Raw genomic sequence first — 18,057 nt, 5'->3', positions numbered from 1 at the left:
GGATGTTGCAATGACCCCGCTGGACATTAAGAGAAATTTGTATGGAGGATAACAGATGAACGACGTTTTATACAAGAACGGACAGATCTATACAGTTGACGACAGCAGGAGCTGGGCAGAAGCGGTAGCTGTAAAGGACGGCAGGATCACATTCGTAGGCAGCAATGAAGATGCAAAAGGTATCGAGGCTGCAGAGGTGATCGATCTGGATGGAAAGATGCTGCTGCCGGGCTTCATAGAGGCTCACGGACACGTCACATGGGGAGCTATAGACAGCCTTTTCAAGATCTCGCTGTTCGGAGCGGAAGATGCACAGTATTATATAGATACGATCAAAAAATTCGTAGCGGACAATCCGGATCTTCCCGTATACGAAGGCGCAGGCTGGGAAAATCCTTTCTTCGGTCCGGAAGGACCGTCGAGAAAGATCCTCGACGAGATATGCAGCGACAGACCGATGCTGATGTGGTCGCATGACAAGCATTCGGTATGGGTGAATACACACGTGCTGGAGCTTTGCGGTATAGACAAGGATACGACTGTACCGGCAGGAAATGTCATCGAGAGAGAGCCTGACGGCACACCGGGCGGCACACTCAGAGAATTCGCTGCTATAGCGCTCATAGATTCGGTACGCCCTGTATTTACAAAAGAACACTACAAGAAGGCCGTTGACTGGATCCAGAGAGATCTTGCAAGGCACGGCGTGACTGCGATACTCGATCCGGTGCTCGATCCGGAGGAGGAAGCGATCGCAGCCATCAAAGAGCTCAATGAGAACGGCGAGCTGATATGCAAGCTCAGAGGTGCATTCAAGAGCTCGGAGATCGATTCATACAAGCATATAGATGATTTCCCTAAGATCCGCGACGCGGTGGATTCTCACATGTTCAAGATCGATCAGGTGAAGATTTTCGCTGACGGAGTAGTGGAAGGAAAGACAGCATACCTCAAGCAGCCGTATGAGGGCGAGACATATACTGGCGATCCGATATGGGAGCCTGAGCATCTCAATGAATTCTGCAAAAAAGTAGACGAACTCGGATTTGACATACATGTGCATGCCATAGGCGATGCTGCAGTAGCGATGACACTCGATGCGATAGATGCTGCAAAGACTGCAGATCCTGACCGAGACAGACGCCCTGTGATAACACATCTGCAGATCGTGGATCCGGCAGATTATCACAGACTTGCAGATCACAAAGTGGCAGTCGTGACTAATCCGTACTGGCATTTCAAGTACAGAGGATTTTTCGAGGATATAGAAGTGCCTTACCTCGGAGAAAGGGCATATCATGAGTATCCTATGAAGAGCATGCAGGATGCGGGAATCATACTGGGAGGAGCCAGCGATTACAACGTTACTCCGATACCGGCGCCGCTCAGAGGCATCCAGATCGGTGCAACCAGAGTCGGTATAGATGAAGATCCTAATGATATGGAGCTGGTGCTTGCTCCGGAAGAAAGGATGAGCGTTGAAGACATGGTGGAAGTATTCACCAAGGGCAATGCATATTCGATGAGGATGGATGATATCACAGGATCGGTAGAAGTCGGCAAATGTGCAGATTTCGTGATCCTCGAAAAGAATATATTCGAAGTGCCGCCGGAAGACATCTACAAGGTGAAAGTCGTGCAGACGATATCCGAAGGCAAAGTTATATATGAAGCAGAGTAAGAGACTCCATAAGCTCCTATTGTAAGGCTTTTATATAGTAACGATCAACATTACGGAAGCGGGAAAGCTGTACAGGTGATATAATATCACTAAAAGCTTTCCTGTTTCTGTTTTTTGAAACGTCACAGGAGTACGACCCGATGTCGGTTTCCGGCCGGCATATATGCATATGAAATCTGGAAGGAGGACTCTTATGAAAAAACCGCAGATAAGGCTGACGCTCGTAGACAAAAAAGGCGAATGTCCATGTCACAGAGGACACAGGATAGGTGACAGCTTTGACTTTGATACGCAGAGGGGGGACATATGTCCGATGGTGATGCATGTCGCGTTCCCGTACATAGACATCCTGAGGTACGGGGGCACGCTCCCGCCATGCAAGACAGGAGACTTCAGGTTCTGCTGCCCTGACGCCGATGTGATGAATATATTCAGGATAGAGAAAGTTTAAAAGGTTTCTAAATACTGAAAAAATTCCCCGTATAATGGTTGACATTTGTCACCTTGAAGTCTATACTTGACAACGCAAGTATAATAACTCCTCGTTGCCCCGGACTGTTTTGGTACGGGGCAGATAAGTGTCTGAAAAAATGCCGGTATTTATCGGGGGGGGGTTAGTGCCTGTAATAAATATGATGCAGATAAGTCATTACAGCAGACAGTGATAAAAGCTCGATGATCACAGACCTGCAGATGTTTATTCGTTTTTTTAATGATATGCTGACTGGTACGAGGAGGTTCATAAGTTATGTTGTTTTGGAGAGGGAAAGCTGCCGCAATACTGTATGCTGCGATTATTTTTACAGTGACTTTTATTGCTGGCACAGCTGATGTTTTTGCCGCGGTGGACGATCATACCGTGCAGGGGAAAACTCCGCAGGGCACAGTTATTTCTTTATTTGACTACTGGGTCAATGAACAGAGCTCGCCGGATCACGGCACTTCTAACAATAATTCGAGCGGAGGAATAAACAAGAGCCACAGCCTGAAGTTCTCCAACGGTCAGGGAGACGGATTCAATGGATGGACAGGCGGCAAAGCCCCGCACTCAGGTATGCTCGACAAGACTCTTGACAGCAGCGGATATCCGAGTCTTGCCCCGGATTTCGGGTCATGGATATTCTATTCGGAGTCGCTGGCATATCTGTTCGACGATACAAAAGTGGAAGGTAAAAAAGCATATAATAATGTAGAAGGGCTGATGCAGGTCGATGACGACGGCTACTACTATTATGACTCCACAAAGAACTTCGCCTCGTACGACGAAAAGACAAATTCGATGAAGCTCTACGACAAACCTGCAGTGAAGGAGTCGTCGAGCTCGAGCAAGATCGGACAGTTCTTTCCGTTCGACAGCGCATCTAAAGTGTTTAATGAAAGCAGCGGACAGCTCGTGGCCAACACAGGCGTCAGAGCAGACAGCAGCAATGTGAATCACTGGTTCGGTCTCACTATGAGCACGCATTTCCTGCATCCTGCAGACGGCAAGACTACGCGCGGACAGGATATAACTTATGAATTCAGCGGTGATGACGATGTATGGGTATTTATAGATGATGTCCTGGTAGGGGACCTCGGCGGTATCCATGACAAGGCAGACCTCAATATAAATTTCAGTACAGGTGCAGTCGCTATAAACGGTGAAAGCGACGGGACGATAAAGGCGAAGTTCGAGGAGGCAGGAAAAGCCGGAGACATCGACTGGTCCGGCAACACTTTTGCGGGCGGCACATATCATACACTCAAGTTTTTCTATCTTGAACGAGGAAACTATGCGTCGAACATGTCTCTGAAGTTCAACCTGAAGCTGATGCCTGACAACGAGGCGGCTAAAGTCGATCAGTATGAAAATCCTCTTGAAGGTGCGACTTTCAGCCTTTACGAGGCAGATCGCACAGAAAACGACGGCAAGATCAAGTACAGCGCGAAAGGCGAAAGCATCTGCACGGGAACTACCGATATCAACGGAAGCCTGAAGCTGAAAGCGGCAGACGGAGCGACGATAAACTTTGAGGAGTTATACAAGAAAAATAAAGGGCCATATTATATATTAAAGGAAACGAAAGCTCCCGCAGGCTACAAAAAAGCCGAGGATGTCTGGCTGCAGTACGATCCGAAGACAGGTGCGGTCACTACGGAGAATATGTGGGAGTCGGGCATACAGGCCAACCCTCGTATCATGGCAACGGCGCCTACATATATGTACGATCGTTTCGGCAATCAGATAGAGATGAACTCAGACGGTTCACTGAAGCAGGGATCGATTTTCGCGATAGTTTACAAGCGAAACGATATGAAAGCAGATTTCGGAGACGACAGCAACTGGTCATCGGTGAGCGGATCGGTCCTCGATGGATGGCAGCTGCATGAAGCTGATACCATCGAGGGCGCTCTTGAAGGAAACAGGTATGAGCTGAAGCTGAATTCAATGGGTGCGTACGAAACTACGCTGGACGAGCTTCCTGGCGATATAATGACGTATTCAAAGGTGATCATAGCGGATAACAAAGGCAGTTCGGTGGAAGAACTGGCAGCAGCTCTTCAGGAAAAAGCCAAATATTCCATATTGTTTTATTACACCACAGGCGATATAAACAGTGCCGACTCGAGTAATACGGTGCGGCTGGACACGGGCATCATGTCACAGAACAGCAATGTGCGCGGGTTCGAGTATCAGTATGCGGTAAGGCTGGTGGCGACAGACATAAGAAACGATCTGTACGTGAGGAAGTTTGACGAATATTCGACTACTTTCAACAGCCAGGAACACTCCGTCAGCGGCGTCAAGTTTGCGCTTTACAGTGAAGATCAGACGACGCTGCTCAGCAGGCTGCGCGGAGATGTGAAGCTTAGGGACGGTGCCGTGCCGGTGCAGGAACAGACGACGCGTGATGTCATAAACCTGTACGGCTCTGAGAGCCTGTACGGAACAGCGGTTTTCAAAAAGCTGGAAAACGGCACGTATTACCTCAAGGAGGCAAGTGCACCGAGCGGCTACAAAATAAGGGACGAGCTCACCAAAGTCGTGGTGAACGATGACGGAGTATTTGCAGATGCGGGAGAAAAAGACGACGGCATCTATGTAGGCCGCGGAGGCCTGGGGACTCTTCTGAATAGCATGGAGCAGTTCGCAAACAACAATGATATCGACACGACGCTGACTGATATGAAGTTAAATCTCAGAGTATCGGAGAGCGAACCGGCAGGTGACGGTTCATGGAAGGATCCGAAGATAATACATGATGAACCGCTCCATATAAAATATACCAAGGTCGGAGAGGAGAGTCATGCAGGGCGTTACAAAGTCCGAAATAAAGACGGCAGCATGGATGAGTTCTGGCAGCACGCTGACTTTTTCATTACGGATACAGGATGGCCGTTACTTCTCATGCAGCAGTGCCCTGAACACGATTCGGGAAGCAGCAAAGCGGAGAAAACCGACCTGGGAGATACCAATCTGGCACACCTGCTCATTCTCGAGACCATGGTGATGGTAAAAGATGAGACGATCGGCGATCTGGAGATTTCAAAGAAAGTCACGAACGACAGCAGCGATAATAAATTCGAAGACGAAGAATTCAAGTTCGATGTAAAGCTTTACGAAACAGTAAAGAACGGCGACGGTACAGAGACAAAGAAGCCGGTTTCGGGCGACTTTGCATGTGTGATAAAGAGCTCCGGCTCAGATGACAAAGCGCAGACCGTAACATTTGACACTGACGGAAAGGCTGTGCTGACTCTCAAGACCGGTCAGAGCATACTGATACAGGATCTGCCGGCAGGCGCAGAGTACGAAGTCGTGGAAAAAGCTGCAGACTACTGGAATGTCAGCAGTTCAAAGGACGGCGCAGCGTACATGGACAAGAAGACTGTGACGGGCACAGTGCCGCAGCCGGCTGATGACGGCAGCAAGCGGAAGAGCACCGCTGCATACAACAACACGTACTCGCCTGAAGCTGCGACGCTGAGCATACCGGTAGAAAAGAAGTTCAATGCATGGAATGATGAAGCATTTGAAAAGGCATCATTTGACATCCGTCTTACGGCGATCGGGAATACCGGATCAGGTGATGTCAATGAGACTATGCCGGAGGGATCGGCGCTCGACAGCGAGGGCAGGAGGACTGCCACTGAGAGGATCTCAGAGCATGGCTCGAAAGCGGACTCAAAAGGATATGTCAGCGGCACAGGCTCATTTAAGGATCTGACATTCACTAATGCCGGAACGTACATTTATACTGTAAAGGAAATCATCGGAGATGAGGCGTCTGTCCGATATTCAGAGGCAGTTTATGACGTGGTCGTGACAGTCACGGATGATGGAAAGGGCAGACTTTTCGCATCGTCGGAGATCACTCGCGAGATAAATGACGGCGGAGTGGATATCCCGTCAAACGGTGATCCTGAATCATTTGATAAGGCGACATTTACAAATACATATAAAGATAATCACGGGTATATGGACATACGTATCCACAAAACGTATGAAAATGAGACGGGTTCGGATGCGATGACCCATGACCAGTTCAGATTCAAGCTGCAGGCTGTCGGGGAAAATGCGAGCAGCGCTCCGCTTCCGGGAAATCCTGATGACCGCGGTGATGATTCGGTAACGGTCGGCAATACGATAGGCGGCAGCGTCAGCTTCCCGACGATAACCTTTGGAACAGGCGATGCGGGCAATGCCTACGTGTACAAGCTTACAGAAGTGATGCCGAAAGGCGCTTCTGAAGATAATGACTACACTGTGAACGGTACGAAGTACGATCCGAATGAGTTTTACGCACGCATCAAAGTGACGGCAAACGGTGGAAAGGCACTTGAAACGAGCATAGAGTACTTTGAAGATGAAGAGTGCGTATGGCCGATCACTAAAACCAATGAGGATACGAGCGATTACCTTTATGAAATAGAGCCTGGCGTATATCGTCTCTGGTTCAACAATAGTTATTCGGCAGATCCGGTAACGGCAGTGATAAAGGGCAGCAAGACTCTTGAAGGCAGGGACATGGAAGCTGATGAATTCTCGTTCAGTCTCGAGGCGGCTGATAATGCCACGAAGGCAGCTCTTGCTGACGACAGCGTATACTTCGTTCAGGACGGAACAGACGCTGATAAAGCGCTGACTTCGCTCGAGGCGAATGCAGGAGCGGCAGACGAAAGCAGCGCTGCAGCCTTTGCATTCGGAAGGCAGAAGACTGAATCGGCAGACGCAGCATCCGTCACATTCAATAAGGTCGGCACGTACAGATTCCGTGTAAAGGAAAACGTTCCGGCTGATGCGAAGGACAGCGTGAAGAAGGGGATAACATATGATGACAATATCAGCACCGTGACAGTGACGGTAACTGATAAAGACGATGACGGTAACAAGACCGGCAGGCTGAAAGCGCAGGTTTCATATGATAACAGCGGTCATGAAGAGACCGGCCTTGCGAAGTTCGTCAATAAATACAAAGAAAGCGGAAGCTATGACATCACAGGCGTGAAGACGATCGAGGGCCGCGACTTTGCAGAAGGCGACAGCTTTACATTCGCGATCACACCGGACGGCAGTGCGCCGTATCCGGTCGATGAAAACGGCGAGGAAGTCAAAGAAGTGACGATAAAGCCGTCATCAGGAAACTCCGCGGATCTGGATTTCGGCAAAGTGAAGTTCAGCAAGGCGGGAGTGACATATAAGTATACGCTCAGGGAAAAGATCCCGGCAGATGCCGACAATAATGTGAAGGACGGTGTCACGTATGATACGACATCGTACGAGCTGACGCTGACATCGAGCGCCAGTGATCCGAGAGACGGAAAGCTCGCGATCAGCAGCAGTCTGAAAGCGAAAGCTGGCGGAGCAGATGCAGTGAATGCAGATACTGTTTCGTGGACTAACAGCTACAGCGCTGCAGGTTCAATGAAGCTCGAAGGCACGAAGACGCTGCGAGGCCGTGACTGGAAGGAAGGCGACAGCTTCACGTTCACTCTCTGGGCAGCTGCGGATAACGAGGAACTGCTGGCTGCGGTACCGAATGATTCATACCATGTCGAGGGCGACAAGGCTGTGTTCGGTGTAGTTACGGCAGATTATGAAGATGCAAAGGGACAGCAGACTGTGACGCTGGATTTCGATTCGATCAGGTTCACGAAGGATTCTGCAGGCGAACCTTATGAATTTTTCATTACCGAGACTGTTCCGGGCAGGAGTGAAGTGAAGGGCATCGTCTATGACAGCGAGCCGCACAGGATACCGGTATATGTGACTGACGACGGCAAGGGTAGTCTCGCTGCGGAAGTCGCAAAAGACTCGATAACGAATCTTGATTTTTACAATACATACAGCTCATCAGTCATTTACAGCGATCAGGCAGGCATCGTGATCACAAAGACTCTTGACGGAAGAGACATGGAGGACGGACAGTTCACATTCATCGTCAAGGCTCTGGATAATGAAGACGGGAACACGACTGCAGATGACGCGGCATATAAGCTGGGCTTCGGGCGCGAACAGACTGAGAAGGAATTCAAGTCGACCGCGGCACTGGACGGCCAGAGCTGCACGATAGATGTTCTTGACGGAACCGCAGTGAAATTCACACAGAATGACGGCGGCAAGACGTTCAGCTACGAGATCTCGGAGCAGAACGACGGTAAATCGGGCTACAGCTACGACGGACATACCTACCGTGTGGATATCAAGGTCACTGATGACGGCGAAGGCGTGCTGTCGGCACAGACGACAGTGAAAGACAAGGCTGCAGGAAAGCAGATCGACAGGACCAGCGTCAGCAGCAGAGCTGCAGGCGACAGGAAGATCGCGAAGGTGCCTTTTGCAAACACGTATGAAGCTTCCGGAGAGCTGAACGGCGATGGAGCTGTAAAGATCGCAGCTGACAAGACGCTGACCGGAAGAGACATGAAAGACGGCGAGTTCAGGTTCCACATCACGAATGCGGAGGACAAGGCTGAACAGAAGACTGTGATCGCCGAGGGAACAAATGCGGCAGCAGAAGCAGGCAAAGCCGGTGCGGTGGAATTCGGCAGGATAACGTATACGACGAAGCAGCTCAAAAAGGACGTCGAAGACGGCCTTGCCGTGAAGAAAGACGGAAAGTATGTTTATCAGTATCTCGTTTCTGAGGTCACTGACAAGCTGCCGGCAGGTGTTTCGCCTGTGAAGTCATCGTTCGGCATCCTTGTGACGGTGAGCGATAACGGTGACGGCACGCTGAAGACGGAAGTGACGTATCCGGACGGAAGTGATAAGCTCGCATTTGAAAACGAGTACGATACGAATAAGGCCTCGATCCCTGTGACGGGGCTGAAGCTGCTCGAAAATGAGCATGAAGGGCTGGTTCTGACTCCGGCTGATATCACCGGCAGGTTCACATTCACGCTGACAGGCGTTGAGACTACTCAGGGCGTCGTGGAAAGCGCTGCGCCTGTTCCGGTGCTTGACGGCAGGGAGATGACGGAGGCTGTCAACGGTGCGACAGGTGAGATCGACTTTGGCCGTATAGTCCTGCAGGCTTCCGATTTTGAGGGCGTCGAACCTGACGAAAACGGTATGAGGACGCGCACATTCAGGTACACGATCACGGAAAGCGGCAGCTTTGCAGGCGTCACTAATGACAGCAATGTCAGCAGGGACGTGAACGTTACGGTAAAATACAGCGACAGCGAAAAACGGTTCTATGTCGAGGATATAAATGAAGAAGAGGCATTCAGCTTTGTCAACACTTACGGCATAGAGGACAAGACTGTCGATATCGGCACTATGTTCAGGGTCGACAAGATCCTGACCGGACGTGATCTCAAGGAAGGCGAATTCCGGTTCGAGCTTCTGGAGATGAAAGACGGCGAGCAGTCCGTGATCGCGACAGGCACTAATGCCGCAGCGGAGGCCGGCAAGGCAGGAAGCGTCGATTTCGGTCAGATCACTTACTCCGAACCGGGCGAACACGATTATGTGATCCGTGAAGTCGTTCCGGCAGGCGGACGCGATGCGAACACTATCTTCGATACCGCAGGCCACAGCGTGCATGTATCGGTAAAAGACAACAAAGACGGCACGCTCAGTGTAACGAGCAGCGCATCAGAGGATGATCATATCGTCTTCAACAACAAGCAGGTGAAGAAGGATGATCCTTCGAAGGGCGACGATCCCGGTGCAAATGGCGGCAGCCATACTAATACCGGCGACAGCACGCCTGTAGGAATGATCATAGCGATCATGATCGCTGCATTGTGCATCATCGCAGTGGTGATCATCATATCGCGCAGGAAATCACGCAAGTAAGTATTTGCCGCACATGATGGGATAAAAGCTGAGTGAAAACTGAATGAGAATCCAATGAAAATGTACGAGCCGGCTATATCGCTTGTATTCTCATTCTGTTTCTGCAAATGAAAGCGCAGATGGCGAAAAGTAACGGCGAAATGTCGACATAAAAGGACTAGATACCGTACGACATCACTACGGTGTAATCACTGTAAAACCAGTGTTTACATATTGTCATTGAAAAAACTAGAATAAGGAGGTAAAACATAATGACAAACAGCAAATCTACCAAGCGGGCATTGATTATCAGCGTACTGGCCATCTTTATGTGCGTGGCAATGCTCATCGGTACCACCTTTGCGTGGTTCACCGACACCGCATCCACCGGTGTCAACAAGATTCAGGCAGGCAACCTGGACGTCAAGCTCATGTACAGCACCGATATGCAGACATGGAAGGAAGCCACCGAGCAGACTAAGCTCTTTGACGACAATGCACTTTGGGAGCCGGGTTACACGCAGGTGGTGTATCTGAAGGTTGTAAATGCCGGCAATCTGGCTCTGAAATATGAGACCGGCTTCTCCAAAAATTACACCTCAAACAGGGGCAAAAATGTTAACGGCGACTGGTACCGTGTGGACAATTATCTGAAGATCGGCACTGCCGGGACCGCGACCAAGTTTGCAAACCGCGAGGATGTTTGGTCTGCCATTGCCGCCACCGAAAAGACTTTGGCGAAGGATGTTATGCTCACCGACGGATGGATTACTCTGAAAGCAGGAGAAGAGTCCAAACCCTTTGCCGTAGCGATCTACATGCCTACATCTGTCGGTAACGAAGCCAATGCTTCAAGGCACAGACCTTCCTCTGTCTCCGGCCTCGGCATTGAGGTGCGCGCTACTCAGGCGACTGTGGAAAGCGATAGCTTTGATAACAATTACGATGCAAATGCGGCTACCGTGCTCAAGCGCGTGGAATATACTGACGGCGTACATACAGTGACCGGTAACATTCAGGCAAACGGCACATCCGGTGCAATTCACGGAACGGGTACTGCAAAGATTACCGTAGATGCTACAACGGTTTACGGCACTTATGTCAGCAACTACGCGATGGCCGTCTGCGCCTCCAGTAGATCCGAGATTATCATTAAGGGCGGCGAATTTGCAAACCAGGCTCCCGCAGGTTCCGCGCTGTCCTTGATTTATGCAGAGGACAGTGCGAAGATCACCATCGAAGGCGGCACCTTTAAGTGCGTCAGCCCGGCTTGGACGCTGAACTGTAATGACAGCGACGCTGCCACTATCACCGTTAAGGGTGGCTCGTTCTACAAGTTTGACCCGTCCAATGTCACTGTCGGCGAAGGTGAAATATTCATTGCTGACGGCTACAAGGTCGTTCAGAACGGCGACTGGTACAATGTTGTTCCAGAATAATCTATAAGAATCGCAACCACCAGTTGAACTGGTGGTTTGCACTTTCTGCTCCTATTGTAACGGAGAACGCAGAAGTAATCGAAAGTGCGGATAAATAAAAGCAAGCGTACCTATCATCATCGGAGAAGTACGCTTGTTTTCACATTTCGGGACAAGTGTTTTTTTACAGCAATAGGAAATTTCTCATAGAGAAATTGGCGGAGCCATTTTACGGCGCATTAAACGCGTGTAGTGGATACATTTTGTGTAGAAATCGGGCTTTCGGATAATATCTGCACAATGGCTCCTCCGATTGTGCAGATGACCGTAAAGAGTAAAAATCATTACACAAGGAAATCGGAGATCATGCTAAAAATAAGACGATTTTATGAGATTTTGGTAGATTTTTATCGTTTTGGCGATTTTCCTTGTGTAGATTCTTTTCAGCTTCATATTATCCTGCACATCTCAAACGCAGATTGTGCAGGATTTTCATTAATCTCGTAATAATACACAAGATAAAGTCTAGCAGTCAAAGCAATCAAAGAGCAGGCCCCCGATGGAGCGACGGTAGGAGCGACAACACGCATGAGATACCATAAGATTCCAAAACATATAATAAAATACATCAAATATCCATGAAAGTGGACGAAATGCCCAAACCGTGATAGAATCCTATATTGTAAAGTTTGTAAACGCATGAAAAAACAATGCTGCAATTTTGCATAAAACAGGAGAAAGACATGAACGAAAACACATATCAGTTCAAAGGAACTGACGACTATATCATCAGCGACGACCTCATGCTGACGATGAACATCGCGATAAAAATGAACAAGCCGCTTCTCGTAAAGGGCGAGCCGGGGACCGGCAAGACCGCACTTGCGGAAGCCATCGCAAAAGCGCTCGGCAAGGAGCTGATAGTCTGGAGCATCAAGTCTACCACGAAGGCGCAGGATGGCCTGTACCAGTACGACGTCGTTCGCAGGCTGTACGACAGCGAGCTGGGGAATGAAGGCGTCGACGATATAAAAAGATACATAAAAATGGGCAAGATCGGCGAAGCTTTCACGGCGGAAAAGCAGTGCGTATTGCTGATAGACGAAATAGATAAAGCCGATCTGGAATTCCCGAACGACCTGCTCTGGGAACTCGACCGAATGGAGTTTTATATACCCGAAACCGATGAAACGATCAGAGCGAAGAACCCGCCGATCGTGATAATCACGTCGAATGCCGAGAAAGAGCTTCCTGACGCATTCCTGCGCAGGTGCGCTTTCCACTTCATCGAATTCCCGGACGAAGCGCAGATGCGAGAGATCATACTGGCACATTATCCGGATATCGAGGAAAAACTGATGGAGCAGGCGCTCGATGCGTTCTTCTACGTGCGCGAGTATTTTGAGATGAAGAAAAAGCCGAGCACCAGCGAGCTGCTTGACTGGATCAGTGCGCTCAGGCTCAGCGGGCTGCCGGTGGACAGTCTCAGGCGCGATCTGCCGCTTCTCAGTTTCCTGATCAAGAAGGATGAGGATCTGGAAGACGTGAAGAAAAGCATGGGAGGGCTCAGATAATGTTTCTGGAATTTCTGCTGTTCCTGCGCGCTGGCGGTTTCAAGGTATCGATGCATGACTGGCTGGCGCTGATGGAAGGGCTGCAGTCAGGGCTTCACGGGCAGTCAATGCGGGGATTCTATATTCTTTGCCGGGCGCTGCTCGTCAAATCGGAGAGCGATCTGGACAAGTTCGAGGATCTGTTTTACAGGTATTTCAGGAATGCCGGTTCGCAAAAGCTGCAGGCTGAGATCGCGGAGATCCAGGCTCGTCCGGAGCTCGTGGAAAGGGCTTTCGCGCCTTATATGGATAAAAATGATATGGATCTGCGGGCGATAATGGCGGCGATGGAAACTCGGCTTTCGGAGAGTGGCGGTGACAGCGACGGCAGTCCCGTGTTCGGGAGCAGCGAGGTCGCGGGGAATGCTTCCGCAGGGATCGGTGCGGGACCTGGCGCAGGCGGCGGTACGATGGTGCAGGGCGCCGGCGGGAAAAGCGTGATACACGCGCGCGGCGACCGAAAGTTCAGGGACTGGCGCACTGACTGCACCATCGAGTCCAGGCAGTTCCAGATGGCGTTCAGGCTGCTGAGAGAACTGTCGCGAAAGCTTGAAAACAGTGAAGAGGAGCTGGATATACGCGGAACGATCGACAGCACATGCAGCCGCGGGGGGATCCTCGATATACGGATGCAGCCGCCGAGAAAAAACAGACTGAAGCTGCTGCTGCTGATCGATTCGGGCGGTTCGATGCGCCCTTATGAACAGCTCTGCAGCCTGCTTTTCCAGTCGCTGCACAAAGCGAACACGTTCGCGGATCTGAAGATATATTATTTCCACAACTGCCTCGAGGAGAGGCTTTACAAGGATCCATCTATCGATACTGAAGAAACGCTGAAGACCGACTGGGTGCTGAGGAATATCTCAGGAGACTACAAGGTGATATTCGTGGGCGATGCGGACATGGCGATGCATGAGCTGACGGACGGCTCATACAGCACGTACAGCAGCTGGGCCGGTGCTCCCGCAGACGGCATCACGTGGTTCAGACGTTTTAAGGAAAAGTACAGGCATTCGATATGGCTACACCCTCAGGAAAGAGAGGAGAATCCTGCATGGATGCCGGAATCGTTTCTCGAGATCGAAAAAGTATTCCCGATGTTCCGGCTTTCGATAGACGGACTGAAGGAAGGCATGTACAGACTGCTACGGGATCGCTGAGTTCTGAGTCTCGGCGCCTGAGGCGTGATGCTTGCACCCTGGGGTATCGAGTCTTGGCGCCTGTATGGGATCGACGGCTTGGCCTTGAGCCCCGGACGGCTTGCGGCGACAGGAGGTCAATAGATCTCAATTAAAAACCAAAGATTATCAGGCGACTGGCTGTTGTTGGTAAAAACAGCAGTTATTCGCCTGTTTTTTTTCATGGGGAATACCCAAAATAGGATTCCTGATATTTACTTTTGGTATTTTTATTACGGAAAAAGCGATATTTTCCGTAGAAAATTACCCAAAAGACATAGATAAAATAAGTCGTTTGGTAAACGGTCTCTTTAAGATGAAGGATATCAGGTGATTTTTACCAAAAGAAAAGACCTGCAGCGGCAATCTTGGTAATATCCGAGCTGCCGGCGCGCCCAGTGGGCCCGCCGGCTTCGGTTGGCACGGCGATTCCGTAGACTCCGGCGCGCCCGCCGGAGTCGCCAGGTCTCTCCGAATTCCACCAGGCCTCTCCGAGTTCCGCCGGCCCGGCAGCAACACCCGTTGCAACAAAAACGACCCGCACATCATGGACCCCGGCGCGCCTCTGTCAAGCAGACAGGGGCGCGCCGGAAACCCATGACACACGGGTCTTCCGCATTTTTGCATAAACACAAACTATGCGAAAAACTTGTCATAGATACCGAACACGAATATGAACAGAACGATCAGCGGCAGTATATATGTGAGATACGGACGCATCCAGTCATGCATCTTGAGACCGTGACCTGTGTTGGCCTCTTCCTTGTATTTGCTCCAGCCCCAGCCGTAGCGCGTGACGCAAAACAGCAGATACACGAGCGAACCCAGCGGCAGGAATATGTTGCTTACGAAGAAATCCTCGACGTCAAGCACAGCTCCGCCGAAAACAGCGAATCCGTCCCAGCTCCAGAGATTGTATCCGAGAACGCACGGGAGCGACAGCGCTGTGATCAGAACGAGATTCACGAGACCTGATTTTTTTCGGCTGCATCCCGTAAGCTCCATGCCGCAGCTGATGATGTTTTCGAACACAGCCAGAACCGTCGAAAGTGCTGCGAACGACATGAACAGGAAGAACAGGCTTCCCCACAGTCTGCCCATCGACATGTTCGCGAAGATATTCGGCAGCGTGATGAAGATCAGGCTTGGCCCTGAAGTCTGGTCTACATTATATGTGAAGCATGCCGGGAATATTATGAGACCCGATGTTATCGCAACGAACGTGTCGAGGATAACGACTCTGGTCGATTCGCCGAGAAGCGAGTGATCCTTGCCGATGTAGCTTCCGAAGATCGCCATCGCGCCGATACCGAGGCTCAGCGTAAAGAACGCCTGGTTCATCGCGCCCACCAGCGTGTTCATGATGCCGACTTCCTGCATACGGTCAAAGTCAGGCAGCAGATAGAATCGCAGACCTTCCTTTGCACCTGGCATGAAGAAGCTGTTTATCGCCAGCACGACCATGATAACCAGAAGCGCGATCATCATTATTTTCGTGATGCGCTCAAGACCGCTCTGCAGACCTCTCATGCATACGAAGATACCGATGCATACGACTATCACCATGCAGAGCGTCATGACGCCCGGCTTTCCGAGCATGCCTGTAAAAGTCCCGGAAACTGTATCGACGTCAGCGCCATCGAATTTTCCGGCGGCAGTCAGATAAAAATAGTAGAGCATCCAGCCCGTGACTGTCGTGTAGAACATCATGAGCAGATAGCAGCCTATGAGTGTGAAATATCCGTGTATGTGCCATTTGCTGCCCGGTTTTTCCAGCTCCTGATAAGCCTTGACCGGACTTCTGCGGCTCGCTCTGCCGACAGCGAACTCCATAGTCATGATCGGCAGACCCAGGATCACAAGAAATATGAAATAAAACAGAACAAAGGCGCCGCCTCCGCCCTGACCGGCCATGTACGGGAATTTCCATACATTACCTATACCAATAGCGCATCCCGCAGAAAGCAGGATGAATCCCATCCGGGATTTTAACGTTTCTCTCTCCATCTGATATTTTCCTCCTGATGTACATGAATTAGTGCATTGCGTTTCATTATACCATCAGAAAGCAGGGGATTTCAATTATAATATCAGCCCACAGGGCGGGGTCGTGATGCAGGTGCGCCGGTGGATCCCGATACATGCGGATCTTGCATGGAGTATGCCCTTGCGGTTTCCTGTGCAAAGCCGCAGTACGCGTGCTTCCCGGGCTTTTCATGCAAGGCCTCAAATCGCGCGCTTCCCGGTCTTTTACATATAAAATTACCAACAAGACAGGTACGCAGACTTAATGTTGGTAACGGCGATTTGTGGCAGCAACTTTCGGACCTTCTGAGAACGTCGGGCAGCAGTGCAGTTTTATATATATAAAATAGTAGTGGAAAAATGTTAATGGTATGTAAAAATACTTGCCAACTATCAGGGGGCGGGTGTAATATAAATGTGTCTTTTGTGTCGCAAAAAACAGAATAAGGTCACAAAAGGCACATAAAAAATTATTGATATGATTTTTCAAAAAAACGAATGAGAAAACAACCATGATAAACAAAGAATCTAACGATAAAAAAACTTTAAAATCACCGGTCATATTGCGGCGTATTATCTGTATCCTCTGCGTGCTGCTCGTGCTGAGCGGCGCGGGTCTTGTGGTCGTATCGGCCGCACCCGGAAGCGGAGATTCGCCGACGCTTGAGCTTTACAAAAGGCACGCATCGGACAACGAGGCTTTCGATGTGAGCAATATGGTGCCGGGAGACAAAGTCACGAAGGATTTCACGGTGCGCATCCACCACAACGACCCGCTGACACTTTACTTCAAGGCCGAGGTCACCGAGCAGACGAAAAAGCTGGGCGATGTCCTGCAGGTCAGCGTCACTGATGAGGCTTCCGGCGAGACTGTATGCCGCGGAACCTTTGCAGAACTGGACGGAGTGGAGTTCTCGCAGACCATCACAGGCTCGGCGGGCGGCAGTACGGATGTTACGTACAGGGTAGATGCCTGGCTCGATACCAGCGTAGGCAATGAATATCAGCAGGCTTTGCTCAAGGCTGACCTGTACTGGTATGTAAAGGACGACGGAGGCCATACGGAACCGACAGAGCCAAGCCAGCCGACAACCCCTACGACTCCGACCAAACCGGGTGGGGGCGACAAAGGCGACGGCGGTCTGACGGCAAATACCGGCGACACTATGAATCTGGTGCTGTGGACGGTATTCGCAGCATGCGCGCTGGCTATAATCATCCTGCTGATCAAATCCCGCATAGACCGTGACCGCAACAGTGGAAGCGGAGGGAGCAGCAATGGCAGCCAGGACGACCCGAACAGCGACGAAGCAGATGCAGCAGTCCAGAAGAAGCTGCACCGAAGCATGCTGATCGCAGTACTGCTTGCTCTGATGCTGATCGTGACCACATTCGCGCTGATAACCTCTATCGTTTCGGTTAAGGACAATACCTTCGAGACCGGCATCGTCAGGATCAACCTCAATGACGGTGAACCGGTGATCCGGGAAAACGAGTACCTGTTCGAACCCGGCATGAGAGTCCAGAAGCATTTCTTCATCAAAAACGAAGGCTCGATAGACGCCTATTATAAAGTATATATGGAAGACGTCGCAGGCGACCTTGCAGATGTGCTCCAGCTGACGATAACCGACGACGAGAGCGGTAAAGTCCTGTATCAGGGCACGGCAGACGAACTCACCAGAGGCTCGGCCGCAGTCAGCGATGACATCATCACCGCAGGTGAGAGCAAAAACCTGACGATACTGTTTTACTTCCCTAAAGAAAGAGGCAACGAAGCGCAGGACAAAAACCTGTCGTTCAGGATGAGCGCAACAGCTACACAGGTGCGCAACAATCCGGGGCACGCTTTCGAATAAATCGACTCGAATAAAGC

At 50.4% G+C, this 18,057-nt stretch carries 8 protein-coding genes; 7 read left to right on the top strand and 1 reads right to left on the bottom strand.

Annotated features, from left to right (window positions below):
* The first annotated feature begins 55 nt into the window (after positions 1-55).
* The 6 genes from OCV59_RS01695 (at position 56) to OCV59_RS01670 (ending at position 14,138) form a co-directional block, all read left to right on the top strand.
* Entirely contained in the window at positions 56-1,681 is a 1,626-nt protein-coding gene (locus OCV59_RS01695; RefSeq protein ID WP_147592597.1) for an amidohydrolase, read from the top strand.
* 193 nt (positions 1,682-1,874) lie between these two features.
* Complete coding sequence (locus OCV59_RS01690) at positions 1,875-2,132, top strand: TIGR04076 family protein (protein WP_147592596.1); 258 nt, start codon at positions 1,875-1,877, stop codon at positions 2,130-2,132.
* 297 nt (positions 2,133-2,429) lie between these two features.
* Positions 2,430-9,968 carry a Spy0128 family protein gene (locus OCV59_RS01685; protein WP_147592595.1) on the top strand — a complete coding sequence of 2,513 codons (7,539 nt, stop codon included), beginning with the start codon at positions 2,430-2,432 and terminating at the stop codon, positions 9,966-9,968.
* Positions 9,969-10,219: 251 nt separating this feature from the next.
* Entirely contained in the window at positions 10,220-11,386 is a 1,167-nt protein-coding gene (locus OCV59_RS01680) for a SipW-dependent-type signal peptide-containing protein (protein ID WP_147592594.1), read from the top strand.
* 722 nt (positions 11,387-12,108) lie between these two features.
* Positions 12,109-12,939, top strand: coding sequence for an AAA family ATPase (locus tag OCV59_RS01675; RefSeq protein ID WP_147592593.1), 831 nt, complete (start codon positions 12,109-12,111; stop codon positions 12,937-12,939).
* The gene (locus OCV59_RS01670; RefSeq protein WP_147592592.1) at positions 12,939-14,138 is read left to right on the top strand and encodes a VWA containing CoxE family protein; all 1,200 of its coding nucleotides are present in this window, start codon (positions 12,939-12,941) and stop codon (positions 14,136-14,138) included. Before OCV59_RS01675 ends, OCV59_RS01670 begins: the two co-directional genes overlap by 1 nt.
* A gap of 654 nt (positions 14,139-14,792) precedes the next feature.
* On the opposite strand, the gene OCV59_RS01665 is transcribed toward OCV59_RS01670, so the two are convergent.
* Positions 14,793-16,163, bottom strand: a complete 1,371-nt coding sequence (locus tag OCV59_RS01665) for a sodium-dependent transporter (RefSeq protein WP_147592591.1) — start codon at positions 16,161-16,163, stop codon at positions 14,793-14,795.
* 530 nt (positions 16,164-16,693) lie between these two features.
* On the opposite strand from OCV59_RS01665, the gene OCV59_RS01660 reads away from it, so the two are divergent.
* Positions 16,694-18,040, top strand: coding sequence for a M73 family metallopeptidase (locus tag OCV59_RS01660; protein WP_147592590.1), 1,347 nt, complete (start codon positions 16,694-16,696; stop codon positions 18,038-18,040).
* Positions 18,041-18,057: the final 17 nt, after the last annotated feature.

It is taken from the genome of Brotomerdimonas butyrica (genome assembly GCF_025567305.1).
GTDB lineage: Bacteria > Bacillota > Clostridia > Peptostreptococcales > Anaerovoracaceae > Lentihominibacter > Lentihominibacter butyricus.
The sequence above is the reverse complement of the archived record's forward strand: the minus strand, read 5'-3'. Positions and strand labels throughout refer to the sequence as shown.